A 15,504-nucleotide genomic window follows, 5' to 3' on the forward strand; every position below is an offset into this window, starting at 1 on the left:
CGGCGCGGAGCGCTCCGCGCGCGGCTGCACGGCCATGGACGACGCGGCCAGGGGCGGAGAGGCCTGCGGGGCGCAGGCGCAGAGCGCCGTCAGCAGGAGCGCGGCGCACAAAGCCGCAGGAATCGCCGGAACGGAAAAACGCATCTGGCACCTCTCGCGGCACAAACTAGGCGCAATCCGGGCCGAGGGCAACCGCCGGTCTTGACAGCGCGACGCCGGGACGGCACAGACAGGCGTCCGCACTCCATCTATTATGAAGAGGTCCCCGTGTCGCGCAAGACCCTGCTGGCCACCTGCATCTTCCTGTTGACCTACGTGGGCTGCTTCTATTTCCGCATCTACGTGGTGGACACGCCCGTGGGCGCGGGAAATGACGGGCCGCTGCTGCTGGCCCTGCGCCAGGGCGTGCTCTGGGGCCAGCTCTTCGATGTCTGGGGCATGGCCAGCTTCGCCTCGGGCCTTTTGGCCCTGTTCTTCGGCGGCAGCGCCCTGGTCTACCTGTGGAGCCTGCTGACGGCCATGGCCCTGTGCAACTACAACGTGGACCTGGGCTCCATCGGCCTGGTGCTTGGCATCCTGCGCGTGGTCCGGCTCTAGCGCCCGCGCCCTCCCTTTGGAAAACGCGAACGGCCCGGCAGGAGAGCATCCCGCCGGGCCGTTGTTTCGTGCGTCGAGCGCTAGGCGCGCTTGCGGTTTAAGAAGCCCACGGCCAGGCAGAAGCCAAGCCCCACCACGATGACGGCCAAGGCGTTGGGGCCGGGGCCGGCGGGCGAGCTGGCCCAGCCCATGTTGTGGGCCAGGGCGCCAGCGGCCAGCATGCCCAGCACAAAGGCTCCGGCGTCGTTGCTGCCTTCGCCCGCCAGGATCAGCTGGCGGCCCGGGCAGCCTCCGGCCAGAGAAAAGGCCAGGCCCGCCACCAGCATGCCCAGGTAGTTCCAGAGCGATGCGCTGTGGGCCACGGGCTGGCCCTCGAAGCCGGGGTGGAACTGGCCCAGCACCAGGTTGCCGAGGAACGCAGCCAGCAGGAAGGTGGCCACGCCGTAGATGAGGTGCATCTGGCGCAGGGTGAACAGCTCGCGCAGGGAGCCCACGGTGCAGAAGCGGCTGCGCTGGGCCAGCACGCCGATCAAGAGGCCGACGCCGACGGAGGCCAGCAGCGGCGCGTGGGCCGCGCCCGGTCCCTTGGCCGAGGCCCATAGCCAGCCCAGCGCTCCGGTTTCGGGATCGGGCGAGAGGAAGAAGCGCGCGGCCAGCAGGCCCAGGGCGCACAGGGGCAGGGCCAGGCCCGAGAGGGTCGACTGCCCCTGGCTGGCGGGCAGGGCGAATCCGGCCTTGTAGAAGCGGTGGCCGACGAAGATGCCGCTCAAAAGCCCGGCCAGGCCGAACAGCGCGTTGCCGTCGCCCCCGGCCAGGCGCAGCAGCACGCGCCACGGGCAGCCCAGGAACACCAGCGCCCCGGCCATGGCGGCCATGCCCAGAAAGAAGCGCAGCATGGGCGCGGAGCCTGCGCGCGCGCGGAACTCTCCGCCGACCATGGCCGCCGCCAGGGAGCCCAGCACGAAGGCCGGAATCTCCGGGCGCAGGTACTGCACGGGCGCGGCCCGGTGCAGGCCGAGCGCGCCTGCGATGTCGCGCAGGAAGCATGCCACGCACACGCCCATGTTGGCCGGATTCCCGGCATATTGCAGCAGCACCGCAGCCAGGCCGATGACGGCGCCGGCGACCAGAATCTCACCTTTCCCTGTGAACAGACCCTTTTTGCTCTCCATTAGACCCCCCCTTGTGTCGTGCCGCTACGCGGAATGCCGTGAGAAATCCTGCGCCAAAACAGCACGTTGCCTGAGCGAATATTTCCATTGTGTCTATTTGTCAAATAGGGAAAACCTATTAACGAATTGGCACAAGTCTCCGCTTTTATGCTGGATTTTTTTTCCTGCCTGGGGCACGATGTAACGGAGGCTCCCCCCTCGGGCTCGAGCAGGCATGCGCCCCGTTTTCATGGAGGACATCCCGTGCGCTTCACCACCGTCATCGCAGCCCTGCTGGCGCTATTGCTCGCGGGTGAACAGCTGGCCGCCGAGCCCAGGCACAAGTCCCTGGTCTTCGGCCGCAGCGCCGACGCCACCTTCCTCGATCCGGCCAAGTTCCTGGACAACGAGTCGGCCATGGTCATCGAGAACATCTTCGACGGTCTGGTGCGCTACCGGGACGACTCCACGCGCATCGAGCCCGCCCTGGCCCAGTCCTGGGAAGTGACGGACGGCGGGCTGGTCTATACCTTCCGCCTGCGGCAGGGGGTCCACTTCCACGACGGCACGGAGCTTGACGCCCAGGCTGCGCGCTTCTCGCTCCTGCGCAAGATCGACCCGGCCCACCCCTATTACCGGCCCCAGTTCAGCAAGATGGACGCCACCCTCAAGGGCGTGCGCGCTGTGGAGGCCATTGGCCCGCACACTTTGCGCATCACCCTGAAGGCGCCGGACCCACTGTTTCTCTCGGCCCTTGCGCGGCACTCGGCCTACATCGTCAGCCCGGCGGCGGTGAAGTCCCTGGGCGACGAGTTCGACAAGCGCCCCGTGGGCACCGGCCCCTTCGTGTTTTCGTCCTGGGTGAAGGACGAGCGCATCGTGCTCGCTCCCAACGCGAAGTATTTTGGCGGCGCGCCGAAGATCGACGCCCTGGTCTTCAAGGTGGTGCGCGATCCCAAGGTGCGCATGCTGGAGCTGCGCGCCGGGAGCATCCAGGTGATGGACGCCCTGACCCCGGAGCAGCAGGTGGAGGTGCGCCGCAACCCGGTCCTGGCGCTGGATGCCCGGCCCGGCATGAACGTGGGCTATCTGGCCATGAACAACGAGCGCCCGCCCCTGAACAACCCCAAGGTGCGGCTGGCCATCGCCCACGCCATCAACCGCCCGGCCCTGGTCAAGAGCGTCTACCTGGGCATGGCCTCCCAGGCCCGCACCCTGGTGCCGCCGAGCATGCAGGGCTTCAACCCCAAGGCGCCGGAAATGGCGTACGACCCGGCCCTGTCCCGAAAGTTGCTGCGGGAGGCAGGGCTGCCCAAGGGCTTTGAGACCACCCTCTGGGCCATGCCCGTGTCGCGGCCGTACATGCCCCAGCCGGACATGATCGCCCGCTTCATCCAGGAGAATCTTGCGAGCGTGGGCATCCGCGCCAAGATCGTCACCTTCGACTGGGCCGCCTACCTGGCCAAGGCCTACGCCGGGGAGCACGACCTCTGCCTGCTCGGCTGGGTCAGCACCGGCGACGCCAGCGACATCCTGGGACACCTGCTGGACCAGGACAACGCGGTGAAGCCGCACGCCTCCAACATCAGCTTTTACCGCAACCAGCAGGTGCACGACCTGCTGGCCCAGGCCCGCGCCAACGCGGATGAGAGAACCCGCGACGCGCTCTTCGCCCAGGTGCAGGACATCGCCGGGCGCGAGGCGCCGCTTGTGCCCCTGGCCCACGCCAACCAGACCCTGGCCTTCAGCAGGCATGTCCAGGGCGTCGTCAACCACCAGTCCGGCGTCATCCGTTTCGCCAAGGCGGGGTTCCGATGATGCTCCACGCGCGGCTCTCCGCGCTCCTTCTTCTGGCTCTTGCGTGCCTTCTCCTTGGTCCGGCCCCGGCCCTGGCGTCCGACCAGGCGCGCAGCCTGGTCCTGGTGCGCGGCGGCGATTCCCTGACCCTGGACCCCGCGCGGGCCACGGATACCGAGTCGACCCTGGTGGTCGGCCAGATCTGCGAGGGGCTGGTGCGCATGAAGGACGGAGGTCTGCAGGTGGAGCCCCTGCTGGCGGAGTCCTGGACGGTTTCGCCCGATGGCCGGGAATGGACCTTCCACATCCGCAAGGGCGTGAAGTTTCACGACGGCAGCCCCATGAACGCCCAGGCCGCGGCCATCTCCATCATGCGGCAGATCGACCCTGCGCATCCCTATCACGCGCCGGGCATGATCACGGCCAAGGCGCTGTTCGAGCACGTGGCCGGGGCCGAGGCCCTGGACGACCATACCCTGCGCATCCGCCTCACCAGGCCCTCGGCCTCCCTGCTGTATTCCCTGGCCGCGTCCCAGGCGCCCATCGTGAGCCCCAAGGCGCTGGCCAGCTGGGGGCCCGACATCGCCAGCCATCCCGTGGGCACCGGGCCGTTCGTCTTCGTGGAGTGGCGCAAGGGCGAGTCCATCACCCTGGCGCGCAACCCGGACTACTGGGGCGGACCGCCGCGCCTGGAGCGCGTGGTGCTGCGCAACATGCCCAGCGCCGGGGCGCGCTTCATGGAGTTTCAGACCCGCCGCGCCGACGCCATGACCGGCATTCCGCCCTCGGACCTGCCGCTTCTTGAAAAGATGCCCGGCGTGCAGCTCATGCGCGTGGCCGGGCTGAACATCGCCTACCTGGCCTTCAACACCCAGCGCGGGCTGTTCCGCAAGGTCGGGGTGCGCCGGGCCGTCCACGCGGCGCTCGATCGCGAGGCCCTGACCCGGCTGGTCTACGGCTCCGCCGGGGTTCCCGCCTCCTGCATGCTGCCGCCGGCCCTGGTGGACACCGGCTACGCGCCGGCCGAGCCGAACACCCGGGGCGATCAGGCCCTGGCTCGCAAGCTGCTGGCCCAGGAGGGCCTGTCCAAGGGCTTCGAGGCCACCCTGCAGGTCATGGACATCCCCCGTCCCTATCTGCCGGAGCCCAGGCGCATGGCCCAGGCAATCAGCCAGGCGCTGGCCGGGGTGGGCATCCGTGTGCGCATCGTCACCGTGTCCTGGGCCGACTACGTGTCCGTCGCCGCCCGGGGCGATCACGACCTTTGCCTGGCGGGCTGGACCTTCGACGCGCCGAATCCCCACGAGTTCCTGCGCTACAAGCTCGGCGCGGACTCGCGCGGCAATTTCTCCCGCTGGCGCAACGAGCCCTTCATGGCCTTGCTGAACCGCGCCGAGGCCAGCCGCGACGAGGGCGAGCGCATCCTGCTGTTCCGGCAGGCCTTGGCCCTTGTGGCGGCGGAGGCCCCCGGCGTGCCCCTGGCCCACGCCCGTGACACCGTGGCCCTGCGCGAAGGCCTCAAGGGCGTCGTCCTGCAGCCCACAGGGGCCACCATACGTTTTGCCAAGGCCTACTGGGAGTAGCTGTGTGAGCTTGCGGCCAAGCCTTCCCGCCTGCCTGCGCAGAAGCGTGCGCAACCGGCTCGTGGCCCTGCTCCTGCTGGTCATTCTGGCCGCCGTGTCCCTGGCCACCATCGTCAACATGTCCATCCACCTGCGGCGCATGGAAGATGACCTGAACGGCCAGGCCATGGCCGCCCTGGCCGAGGCCCAGAACTCCCTCCTGCGGCTTGCCCGCCAGGCCGAAACCACCGCCCGGCATCTGGCCAGCCTTTCCGAGGTGCGCGGCGGCGTGGACTCTCCCGCCATGCAGAATCTGCTGGAGGAGGCCCGCTCCCTGTGGTTCCTTGGGGTGGTGGAGGTCTTCGACAAGGACGGGCGACGCGTGGCCGTCTCCGGTTTCGGCTCCGGCAGCGACCTGGGCCAGGTTCCCGGCACGCCGCCAGAGAATCCGGCGCTCAGAAACGCGCTGGATCTCGTCGGCAGCACGGATTTCTATGCCGAGGACTCGGGGCTGTGCATCCGGGCCTATGCGCCGGTGCTCAAGCCGGGCACCATGCAGGTGGAGGGCGTGGTGGCCGTCACCTATCCCATCGGCGTGACGCAGCTCACGGCCTTGAAAGACCAGGTGCGCGCGGACTTCGCCCTGCGCTGGGAAGGGGGCGGCCGCTTCGCGAGCACCCTGGTGGACGACCAGGGCGCGGCGGTGGACTCCGGTCTCGACCTGCCCGCGCCAGGCGGCCAGGAGCTGGAGGAGCAGGCCGCCAGCCTGGGCATTCGGCGCGGGCCAGGCGGATCCTACGCCATGGCGGCGGCCCCCCTGCGCGACAACCAGGGCAGGGCGGTGGCCACACTCATCGCGCTGATGGACGATGACGACATCCGCCAGGGCAACCGCGACACCGGCAGGCTGGTGCTTGTTTCCGTGGTCGTGGCCCTGCTGCTGGCCCTGGCCCTGGGCTTCATGGTGGCCAACTCCTTCACTCGGCCCATCCATGCCCTGCGCGAGGCCATCCAGGCGCTGGCCGAGGGGCGGCTCAGCACGCGCGTGGAGGTGGTCCGGGAGGACGAGCTTGGCGCCTTGGCCCGGGGCTTCAACGAGATGGCCGAGCACATGGAGGCCGCGCGCAGCGGCATCATCAGCGCGCTGGAGATCAAGGACTCCTACGCGCGCGAGATGGAGGCGAGCTACGAGAAGCTGGCGCGGTTCAACCAGGAGCTGGAGGGCGTGGTCGAGGCGCGCACCATCGAGCTGACGCAGCGCAACCGCTCCCTCACCCGCGAGATAGAGGAGCGCCACCACGCGGAGCGCATGCTCAGGGAATCCGAGCAGCGCTTCATGGACATTCTGGACTTCCTGCCCGACGCCACCTTCGTCATCGACCGCACGGGTCGCGTCATCGCCTGGAACCGGGCCATCGTGGAGATCACCGGCGTGCCCGCGCATCAGATGCTCGGGCAAGGCGACTTCGCCTACAGCGAGCCGTTCTATGGCGAGCGCAGGGTCACGCTCATCGACATGGTGCTGAACACCGACCCGGACAACCCGCTGCTGGAGCAGTACTACCCCAACGTGGTGCGCGCGGGCAGCACCCTGCGGGCGGAGATCGCCGTGCCGAACCTGCGCGGGCGGCCCGTGCACCTTTCGGCCATCGCCACGCCGCTGTTCAACAGCGAGGGCGAGGTCATCGGGGCCATTGAGAGCATCCGCGACGTGACGGAGCGCGTGAAGACCCAGAAGAAGCTTTCGCACCACGCCCTGCACGACACCCTGACCGGCCTGGCCAACCGCGCGTTGTTCGGCAACCGGCTGGAGCACGCGCTCAAGCGCTCGCTGCGCAGCCCGGAACACCGCCTGGCCGTGCTCCTGCTCGACCTGGACCGCTTCAAGCGCATCAACGACACCCTGGGGCATCTTGTGGGCGACGCGCTGCTGACCACCGTGGCCCGCAGGCTGGAGGCCGTCGTGCGCGACGTGGACACCGTGGCCCGCCTGGGCGGAGATGAGTTCGTGGTGCTCCTGGACGGCATCGGCGCCCCGCGCGACGCCATCCGCATCGCCAGCCGCATCCTGGAGGACGTGAGCCACCCGGTGCAGGTGGGCGGCCGCGACATCCACACCACGGCCTCCATCGGCATCGTCTTCTCCTCCGGGGAGCACCAGACCACGGACGACCTGCTGCGCGACGCGGACATCGCCATGTACCGGGCCAAGGACCTGGGGCGCAGCCGCTACAAGGTCTTCCATTCCGGCCTGCGGGAAAAGGCCATGCGGCACATGACGCTTGAGACCGAGCTGCGGCTCGGCGTGGAGCGTGGGCAGTTCGAACTCTTCTACCAGCCCATCGTGGACATGAGGACCGGCGAGCTCAAGGGTCTGGAAGCCCTGCTGCGCTGGCGGCACGAGACGCGCGGCCTGCTGGCTCCGTCGGAGTTCCTGGCCGCGGCGGAGGAGTGCGGGCTCATGCTGCAGTTGGGCCAGTGGGTGCTTGACCAGGCCTGCCAGGACGCCGCCCAGTGGCAAAAGCTCTCGACCGGCGGCGAGCCCCTGCCCCTGCACGTGAACGTCTCCGGGCGGCAGTTCGGCCAGGGCGACTTGGCTGCGCTTCTGGCCCAGGCCTCGGCGGCGGCCGGGGTGTCGCCGGGCAGCGTGCTGGTGGAGCTCTCCGAGACCGAGCTCATGAACGATCCGCGCAACGCCGCCCGGAAGCTTTGGCAACTGCGCGAGAGCGGGTTGCGCATCGCGCTTGACGACTTCGGCACCGGCTACTCCTCGCTCTTCTCCCTGCAGCAGTATCCCATCGATGTCCTCAAGGTGGACATGCGCTTCGTAGCGTGCCTGGAGCCTGGGCGCCAGAGCCTGCGCGTGGTGCAGGCGGTGGTGTCGCTGGCCTCCGGGCTGGGCATGGGCGTGGTGGCCGAGGGCGTGGAAACGCCCCAGCAGCGCGCGGAGCTGATGGCCATGGGCTGCACCCTGGGCCAGGGTTACCTCTTCGCCCTGCCAATGCCGGTGGACGAGGTGCTGGCGCTGGTGCGCGCGGGCGCGGTGGGATTGCCGGAAGGCTAGACGGCCGGACGGTCCTGCTCGGCCAGGGGCAGGCTCACCACCAAGGTGGTGGCGTCGGGCTCGGAGGTGTCGACTTCGATGGCGCCGCCCAGGGCGCGCACCATGAGCCGGGCCGAGTAGGTGCCCAGGCCAGTGCCGTGAACCTTGCCCGAGGTGGCGTATTTCTCAAAGAAGCGCTCGCGGATGTCTGGCGGCACCGCGCCCTTGTTGTGCAGCGTGACCACGGCCTGCCCCGCCTCCGCCCGCAGCCGCACCAGAATCTCTTCTCCCTCTGGCGAGGCCTCGGCGGCGTTCTTCAGCAGATTCACGAACACCGTGTCCACCAGCCTGCGTTCGCCCACCACCAGGAGCGGGCCGTCGCCCTCCAGCTCTATGCGCAGCCGGAGGTCCTTGCCTTCGGTGTGGGGCCGCAGCTCCATGCGCAGCGCCTTGATGAGGGCGCCGAGGTCAAGCGTCACCGGGTCGAGCACGTAGCGCCCGGTCTCCATGGCACGCAGGTCGAGCGAGAGGCTGACGAGGCCGTGCATGCGTTTGGACAGGGCGCGCAGCTCGGTAAGCACCTGGGCCTGCTCGGGGTTGAGGGGGCCTAGCATCTCCAGGAGTTCCGCGGCGTTGCCCATGGCGCCCAGGGGGCTCTTCAGGTCGTGGCGGATGACCTTGTCCACGTCCTCGCGCAGGGCCTCGGCCTTCTTTCGCTCGCTTATGTCGCTCAGGGCGCCCAGGTAGCCTATGACCCGGCTGGAGGAGTCGCGCATGGGGCGGATGAGCACGGAGACCCACTGGACCACGCCGCGCGGGGTGCGCAGGCGCGTCTCGGCGGAAAACTCGCGCCGGGCGGACAAGGCTTTGTGCCAGCTGTGCACGAACTCCTGGCGTCCCTCGGGGTGGATGCAGGTCAGCCATTCCGTGCCGAGCATCTGTTCCAGCGTCCTGCCCGCCAGGCGCAACATGCGGTCGTTGGCGAAGGTCAGCCGCCCCTTGGCGTCGGTCTCGAAAACGCCCACCGGGGACTGGTGCACCAGCACGGAGTACCTCCGCTCGCTCTCGCGCAGGGCGATCTCGCTGGTTTTCTGGCTGGTGATGTCGCGGCCCATGCTGACCACGCCCAGGCAGCGGCCCTCAACGTCGACGACCGGCGTCTTGACCACGTTGACCCAGGAGTCGTGGCCGGGGCGCTTGATGCGCTGGGTGAAATTCACCGGCCCCTGGGTGTCCAGGACCAGCTGGCGGGTGGACTGCTGGATGCGCAGCTCCTCGGGATCGTACACGGCGGAGAGGGGCTGGCCCAGCACGGCCTCGCGCGGCTTGGCCACCAGTTCGCAAAAGGCCTGGTTGACCTCGATGAAGATACCCGCCGCGTCGGTGACGTTGATGCTGTCCTGGGCGGACTGGAGGATGGCCCGCAGCATGCCTTCGGAGTGGCGCAGGGCGGCTTCCGCGGCGCGCTGTTCGGTGATGTCGTGGGTGATGAAGACCACGCCCAGGCAGTCGCCCTTGCCGTCGAGGACCGGGGCCTTGTGCACGCTCAGGGTGCGGGTTCCGTTTGGCCCGGTGAAGGCGCTTTCGTACACCACGGGCACACGCTCGCGCATGACCCGGCGGTCGCTTTCCACATGCAGGGAGCTCTTGCGGCGGTCGAAGAAGTCCGAGCTCTTGCGGCCCAGCACCTCCTGGCAGCTGTGGGCGAGCAACTGGCAGAAGGCCGGGTTGGCCTCGCGGTAGATGTGGCTCTTGTCCTTGAAGCCGATGCCGTCGCCAGCGGAGTCGAGGATGGCCTGGAGCAGGCCTTCGCGTTCCAGCAGGGCGCGCTCTGCCTGGGCGCGGGCCGTGACGTCGTGGAGGATGACGAAGACGCTGGCGCGTCCACCGGGCAGGGTGATGGACGTGGCGTCGATTTCCACGTCGCGCACTTCCCCGTTCCTCAGCCTGTGCTGGCTGGCGAAGTGTGCGCCGCCGTGCTTGCGGATGCTGGCCAGGAGGCTCTTGATCTTGCGCAGGGGCAGGATGGACAGGGTCGTGAGCGGCTGGCCCCGCAGCTCCGCCCGCGGGATGCCGTAGAAGACCTCGGCTGCGGGATTGGCGTCGAGCAGGGTTCCCGTCTGGGGGTCGACCAGGTACATGACCGCGAGGCTGGCCTCAAAGGCCGACTGGAAGACGCTGCCGCTGCCGGGGATGTACTCCGGGGCGGCGTCAGCGGCGGTGGCGGGCTTTTTCTTTGCGCTCATGGTCTTTGGTGCTCCACCGCAATTGATACCCGCGACCGAAAGTTCTGTAAAGAGGTCTCCGATTTTTGCGTAGTCTACTCGACCTTTTTCAGGGTGGCGGCGTAGAAGAACTCGCCCGTTGGCACGTCCGGCCCGGTGGCCCAGGTTCCGGCCTGGCGCGCCCCCGGCTGCTCCGCAAGGAAGCGAGCCACCTGGCGCTGGTTCTCGTCCGGGTTCATGGTGCAGGTGACGTAGAAGAGCGTGCCGCCGGGCGCCAGCGTCTCGAAGGTCTGGCGCAGGATGGCAGCCTGGGTCCGCGCGAGGTTCTGGGCGTCGCCCTGGGTGCGCTTCCACTTGATGTCCGGGCGGCGCGACAGCGTGCCCAGGCCCGTGCAGGGCGCGTCGATGAGGATGCTCGCGGGCCGGATGCCGCCGGGCATCTCCACGGGTTCGTCGGCCCGGGCGCGGAACACGGTCAGCCGCCCGTCGTCGATGCAGTGCGCAAGCTCGTGCGAGAGGGCCTTGAGCCGCCCCTGGTGGGTGTCGCTGGCCAGCACCGGCGAGAGCCCCGCCTCCAGCAGCAGCCGGGTCTTGCCGCCGCGTCCGGCGCAGGCGTCCCAGACCGGGGTTTTCCAGCCCGCGGGTTCAAGCGCGGCCAGGGCCTCGCGCGCGGCAAAGCTTTGGCGGTACAGGGCGGAGAGCTCTTCCGGGGCCAGGGAAAGGTCCTGGGCCAGCGCCGCGAGGGACGTGCCGGGCTCGAAGGCCAGGCCCAGGCCTGAGCGGCCCAGGCAGGCCGCATGTCCGGCCAGCTTGAGCGCCAGGGCCTCGGCCCCCTGGTCGGTCAGGCCCGGCGCGCGCGCGTCCACGGCCAGCCCAACGGCGGGCGGGCGGGCCTGGGCTTTCAGGAAGCGGGCCGCCTCCTCGCGCGGGTATTCCTTGAGCCACAGCTCCACGATCCACTCCGGGCAGGAGTAGAAGCGCGACAAGGCCTCGATCTCGTCCCGCGCGTTTTCGCGGTAGGGGGCGATGGTGCGCGCCTCCGGGGCCATGTCGGCCACCTTGCGCAGCACGGCGTTGAACAGCCCGGAGAGGTGGGCCTTGGTGTAGCCCTTGGCCCAGTCCACGGCCCAGTTCACGCTGGCGTAGGCGGGCACGCGGTCCAGGTGGATGATCTCGTGGGCGGCCAGGCCGAGCGCCAGCATGGCCTCTTCCGGCAGCTTGCGCTTGGGGTCGAGGAAGCGCGCCAGGAGCGCCTCGGCGCGGCCCTTGAGGCGGCAGTAGCCGTAGACGAGCTCGGTCACCAGGCCGGAGTCGCGGTCGGAGAGCGGGTCGGCCTGGAGCGCGGTGTCCAGCGCGGCCTGGAGGTCGCGGCCTTCCAGCAGGCAGGAGGCCAGGCAGTCCAGGGCGGCCGCGCGGGCCGGAGGCAGTGCAGCCACGGTCGTCCCCTAGCGCTTGCGGCGGCGGCGACGGCCCTGGCCGGAGGGGGCGTCGCCGCCCTGGCCTTCGCCCGCCTGCCCGCCCGAGCCGTGTCCGCTGGAGCCATGTCCGCCCTGGCGTCCGCCGCCCGAGCCGCCTGACGGCCTGGGCTCCTGGCGGCCCGGTTCCGGGCGTCTTGGGGCCTTGCCTTCCGGCAGGGGCGGGGGCGTGTGCATGGCGCGCTGGTAGCTCTGGTCGAGCAGCATGGCCAGCAGCAGCACCTGGTCCTCGTCCTGGCTCATGGCCTTGGCCATGTCCGTGAAGCGGCGCATGCGCTCGCGCTCCAGGCTGTCCTTGGCACGCAGCTTGGACTCCAGCACCGTGGTCAGCCGCTGGGCCACGTGGGCGGCGATGTCGGCCTCGGTGGGCAGCTGGCGTTCCTGCAACTGGATGCTGTACTGCCGCGCGATGCGCATCAGCTCCATCTTCTGCATGACGTCGACCAGGGAGATGACCGTGCCCGCGGCCCCGGCGCGGCCCGTGCGGCCTGCGCGGTGGATGTAGCTCTCGGGGTTCTCCGGCGGGCTGTACAGGATCACGTGGGACAGGCCCGGAATGTCGATGCCGCGTCCGGCGACGTCTGTTGCGATGAGGAAGCGCAGCTGGCCCTGGCGCACGGATGTGAGCACCTGGTCGCGGCGGGCCTGGGTCAGGTCGGCGCAGAGCTCGTCGGCGTTGTAGCCGAAGCGGCCCAGCACCGCCGTCAGGTAGTGCACGTCGGACTTGGTGTTGCAGAAGATGATGGCCGATTCGGGGGACTCCATCTCCAGGATGCGCATGAGGGCGCGGTCTTTCTGCATGCCCGGGATCTCGTAGAAGGCGTGGGTCATGTCCGCGATGTGGACCTGGCCCTCGGACAGGGAAAGCCGACCCGGCTCGTGCAGGAACTCCTGCGCCAGGCGCAGCACCTGCTGCGGGAAGGTGGCCGAGAACATGGCCGCGTGGATGCGCCGACCGTCGCGGGAGGCGGGCAGGTAGCGCTGGATGTCCTTCATGTCCGGGTAGAAGCCGATGGACAGCATGCGGTCGGCCTCGTCGAAGATCAGCGTGGAGAGCTCGGCCAGCGACAGCGAGCGCTTGAGCAGGTGGTCGAGGATGCGGCCAGGGGTGCCGACCACGATCTGCGCGCCGCGCGCAAAGGCTTCCAACTGCGCGCCGTAGCCCACGCCGCCGTACACCGCCACGGCCTCCACGCCGGTGCCCGCGAAGATGGCGGTGGCCTCTGCCGCCACCTGCTGGGCCAGCTCTCGGGTGGGCACCAGGATGAGCACCTGGCAGGAGTTCTGGCTGGCCTTGAGCCTGCCGATGAGGGGCAGCAGGAAGGCCCCGGTCTTGCCGGAGCCTGTGCGCGCCTGGACCATGATGTCGCGCTTTTTCAGCATGTAGGGCAGGGACTGCTCCTGCACGGGCATGAGCTTGGTCCACCCGGCGCGGGCGCAGGCCTCGCGGATGGGCTCGGGCAGGTCGTTAAGCTGCACCTCGGGCAGGGCGTCCTCCGGGGCGATGACGCCCACGGCCTCCACCGGCTTGGCCTGGGTGGCCTGCTCGGCGTAGAGCAGCGCCTTCTGGACCTGGGTCAGGCCGGAGGGCTGGACCAGCTGCTTGGGCGCCGCCTCGGCGCTCTTGGTCATGTCGGCGCTCTTGGTCATGTCATCGGTCTTGGACATGTCATCGGGCTTGGTCGTGTCGTCAGTCATCTGTGCGTGATCTCCCGCGCGCTACTCGCCAGAGCCTGTGGAGGCCTGCGGCGGCGCGACGTATTCGGTTTGGGCGAAGGATTTTCCGCCGCGCACCCCGTCCACCACGGCCAGGGCCTGGGCGACGAGGGAGGCGACATCGGCCACGTTGGCCGGAAGAATGAGCGTATTGTTCTGCTTGGCCAGGTTGCCGAACTCGGCGATGTACTTTTCGGCCAGGCGCACGCGCGCGGCGTCCATGCCGCCCGCGCCTTCCAGGGCCTCGGCCACGCGGCGGATGCCCTCGGCCGTGGCCGTGGCCACGATCTCGATCTCGCCGGCCCGGCCTTCCGCCTCGTTGATGCGCTTCTGCTTCTCGCCCTCGGACACGTTGATGGCCTGCTGGCGCTGGCCCTCGGCCATGTTGATGCGGGCCTGGCGCTCGCCTTCGCTGCGGGCGATCTCGGCGCGCTTCTCGCGCTCTGCCTTCACCTGCAGCTCCATGGCGGCCATGATGCCCGGGGGCGGGTTGATGTCCTTGATCTCGTAGCGCAGCACCTTGATGCCCCAGTTCAGCGCGGCCTCGTCCACGGCGGTGATGACCTGGTGGTTGATGGCCTCGCGGGTCTCGAAGGTCTTGTCCAGGTCGATCTTGCCGATGGCCGAGCGCAGGGACGTCTGGGCCAGCTGGATGGAGGCCTGGTAGTAGTTCTCGATGCCGTAGCAGGAGAGCTTGGAGTCGCGCACCTCAAGGTAGATCACGCCGTCGATGGAGACGGAGACGTTGTCGCGGGTGATGCAGACCTGGGGCGGAATCTCAAGCACCTCCTCCTTCATGGAGCGCTTGTACGCCAGGCTGTCGATGAAGGGGATGAGGATGTGGAAGCCCGCGCCCAGGGTGTTGTGGTACTTGCCCAGGCGCTCCACGATGAACTCCGACTTCTGGGGCACCACAACGGCGGTCTTGGCGAAGACGATGATGACCAGCACGGCCAGGATGACGAGAATGAAGACGCCTGCGTCCATGTTATTTCTCCCCTGCGGCCGGGCGCACGGTGTACGCGCCGGTGTCGTGTTTCGTCAGACCCAGGATGATGACGTTCTCGCCCTCGCCGATGTGTTCGGCCGCCTCCGCGCGCCAGAAGCTGCCCCGAAACTTGATCTCGCCCGGCACGTCCGGGCGGATGGCCTTGGTGACCACGGCCGGCTTGCCCGCAGCGTCGTCGCCCACTTCGCCGCCGGGACCGGCGCTCTGGCCGGGAGCATCCTGCGCCTGGGAGTGCACGCGGCCCTGGAACACGCGCAGGAACATGCGCCGCAAGAGGCCCACCCCGGCCAAGGACACGGCCAGGAAGACTAGGAACTGCCCGCCCAGAGTCAGGCCCGCCCAGGCGGCAAAGGCCGCGGCAAAGGCCCCCAGGGCGAAGAACAGCAGCACGAAGCCGGGCAGGGCCATCTCCGCCAGGAGAAAGACCGCGCCGGTCAGAAACCAGAGCACATGCGCAGCAAACAGCCAGTCCATAGCGGACACCCTCCACCGTATCTGCAACACATACGCCATTGCCGGGCGCACGGCAAGCGCGCGGCAAGCGCAAGCCGGAGCGGACGTGGCGCCGCTTCGTATCCGCTACGGATTTTGTGTTCGGCCTCCTTGCGCCCCGCCTGGGCCTGGGCTAATGCGACCCGTCCCTTGCACCGATAAGGGAAGTAACAGGAGAGAGTGTCATGAACAGCAAGAACGGCTCCGCCGCCCAGCACTACCTGAACCCGCTGCACGTATACTGCCGCCTGCGCGACCTCGGCCTGCCCAGCCCCGTGGCGCGCACCATCTCCAACAGCTACGAGCGCGTCATCTACCGCCCTGTCTCCAGCGGCGCGGCCAAGGCCAGCCGCTAGAGCAAATATCTGGCACCAGGGGCGCCGCCCCCGGACCCCGCCAGGGGCTCCGCCCCTGGACCCCGGTCAAGGGGAGAAATG

The 15,504-nt window shown here is 69.1% G+C and carries 12 protein-coding genes; 6 read left to right on the top strand and 6 right to left on the bottom strand.

Going from position 1 to position 15,504, the window contains the following annotated elements; genetic code table 11:
- Together RDU24_RS15110 and RDU24_RS15115 are read left to right on the top strand one after the other, a co-directional pair.
- Nucleotides 1-205, top strand: a 205-nt coding sequence (locus RDU24_RS15110; RefSeq protein ID WP_308736611.1) for a hypothetical protein, incomplete at its 5' end; no start/stop codon positions are given.
- Between the two features lie 62 nt (nt 206-267).
- Complete coding sequence (locus RDU24_RS15115; protein WP_308736612.1) at nt 268-597, top strand: hypothetical protein; 330 nt, start codon at nt 268-270, stop codon at nt 595-597.
- Between the two features lie 80 nt (nt 598-677).
- Here the strand turns inward: RDU24_RS15115 and yedE are convergent, their stop codons facing one another.
- On the bottom strand, nt 678-1,769 hold the full coding sequence (gene yedE / locus RDU24_RS15120; RefSeq protein ID WP_308736613.1) for a YedE family putative selenium transporter: 1,092 nt from the start codon (nt 1,767-1,769) through the stop codon (nt 678-680).
- A 243-nt stretch (nt 1,770-2,012) separates the two neighbouring features.
- Between yedE and RDU24_RS15125 the strand changes: the two genes are divergently transcribed.
- Genes RDU24_RS15125 through RDU24_RS15135 form a run of 3 tightly spaced genes read left to right on the top strand, consistent with a single transcriptional unit; the run spans nt 2,013 to nt 8,171 of the window.
- The gene (locus RDU24_RS15125; protein ID WP_308736614.1) at nt 2,013-3,566 is read left to right on the top strand and encodes an ABC transporter substrate-binding protein; all 1,554 of its coding nucleotides are present in this window, start codon (nt 2,013-2,015) and stop codon (nt 3,564-3,566) included.
- On the top strand, nt 3,563-5,128 hold the full coding sequence (locus RDU24_RS15130) for an ABC transporter substrate-binding protein (RefSeq protein ID WP_308736615.1): 1,566 nt from the start codon (nt 3,563-3,565) through the stop codon (nt 5,126-5,128). The genes RDU24_RS15125 and RDU24_RS15130 overlap by 4 nt, the downstream gene beginning before the upstream one ends.
- A 4-nt stretch (nt 5,129-5,132) precedes the next feature.
- Nucleotides 5,133-8,171, top strand: a complete 3,039-nt coding sequence (locus RDU24_RS15135; RefSeq protein ID WP_308736616.1) for an EAL domain-containing protein — start codon at nt 5,133-5,135, stop codon at nt 8,169-8,171.
- Here RDU24_RS15135 and RDU24_RS15140 read toward each other — a convergent pair.
- The 5 genes from RDU24_RS15140 to RDU24_RS15160 all read right to left on the bottom strand — a co-directional run bounded on the left by RDU24_RS15140 (nt 8,168) and on the right by RDU24_RS15160 (nt 15,049).
- The gene (locus RDU24_RS15140) at nt 8,168-10,396 is read right to left on the bottom strand and encodes a PAS domain-containing protein (protein ID WP_308736617.1); all 2,229 of its coding nucleotides are present in this window, start codon (nt 10,394-10,396) and stop codon (nt 8,168-8,170) included. The two genes, RDU24_RS15135 and RDU24_RS15140, sit on opposite strands and share 4 nt — an antisense overlap.
- A 74-nt stretch (nt 10,397-10,470) precedes the next feature.
- Nucleotides 10,471-11,811: a transcription antitermination factor NusB gene (locus RDU24_RS15145; protein WP_308736618.1), complete on the bottom strand. Its 1,341-nt coding sequence runs from the start codon at nt 11,809-11,811 to the stop codon at nt 10,471-10,473.
- A gap of 9 nt (nt 11,812-11,820) precedes the next feature.
- Complete coding sequence (locus RDU24_RS15150; RefSeq protein WP_308736619.1) at nt 11,821-13,548, bottom strand: DEAD/DEAH box helicase; 1,728 nt, start codon at nt 13,546-13,548, stop codon at nt 11,821-11,823.
- A 21-nt stretch (nt 13,549-13,569) separates the two neighbouring features.
- Nucleotides 13,570-14,553 (bottom strand): SPFH domain-containing protein, encoded by a 984-nt coding sequence (locus tag RDU24_RS15155; RefSeq protein WP_308736620.1) that lies wholly within the window; start codon nt 14,551-14,553, stop codon nt 13,570-13,572.
- A gap of 1 nt (nt 14,554) precedes the next feature.
- Nucleotides 14,555-15,049 carry an NfeD family protein gene (locus RDU24_RS15160; protein WP_308736621.1) on the bottom strand — a complete coding sequence of 165 codons (495 nt, stop codon included), beginning with the start codon at nt 15,047-15,049 and terminating at the stop codon, nt 14,555-14,557.
- A 203-nt stretch (nt 15,050-15,252) separates the two neighbouring features.
- On the opposite strand from RDU24_RS15160, the gene RDU24_RS15165 reads away from it, so the two are divergent.
- A complete protein-coding gene (locus RDU24_RS15165; RefSeq protein WP_308736622.1) occupies nt 15,253-15,423 on the top strand; it encodes a hypothetical protein in 171 nt (56 codons plus the stop codon).
- Nucleotides 15,424-15,504 lie beyond the last annotated feature (81 nt).

Source organism: Humidesulfovibrio sp. (assembly GCF_031082295.1).
Classification (GTDB): domain Bacteria; phylum Desulfobacterota; class Desulfovibrionia; order Desulfovibrionales; family Desulfovibrionaceae; genus Humidesulfovibrio.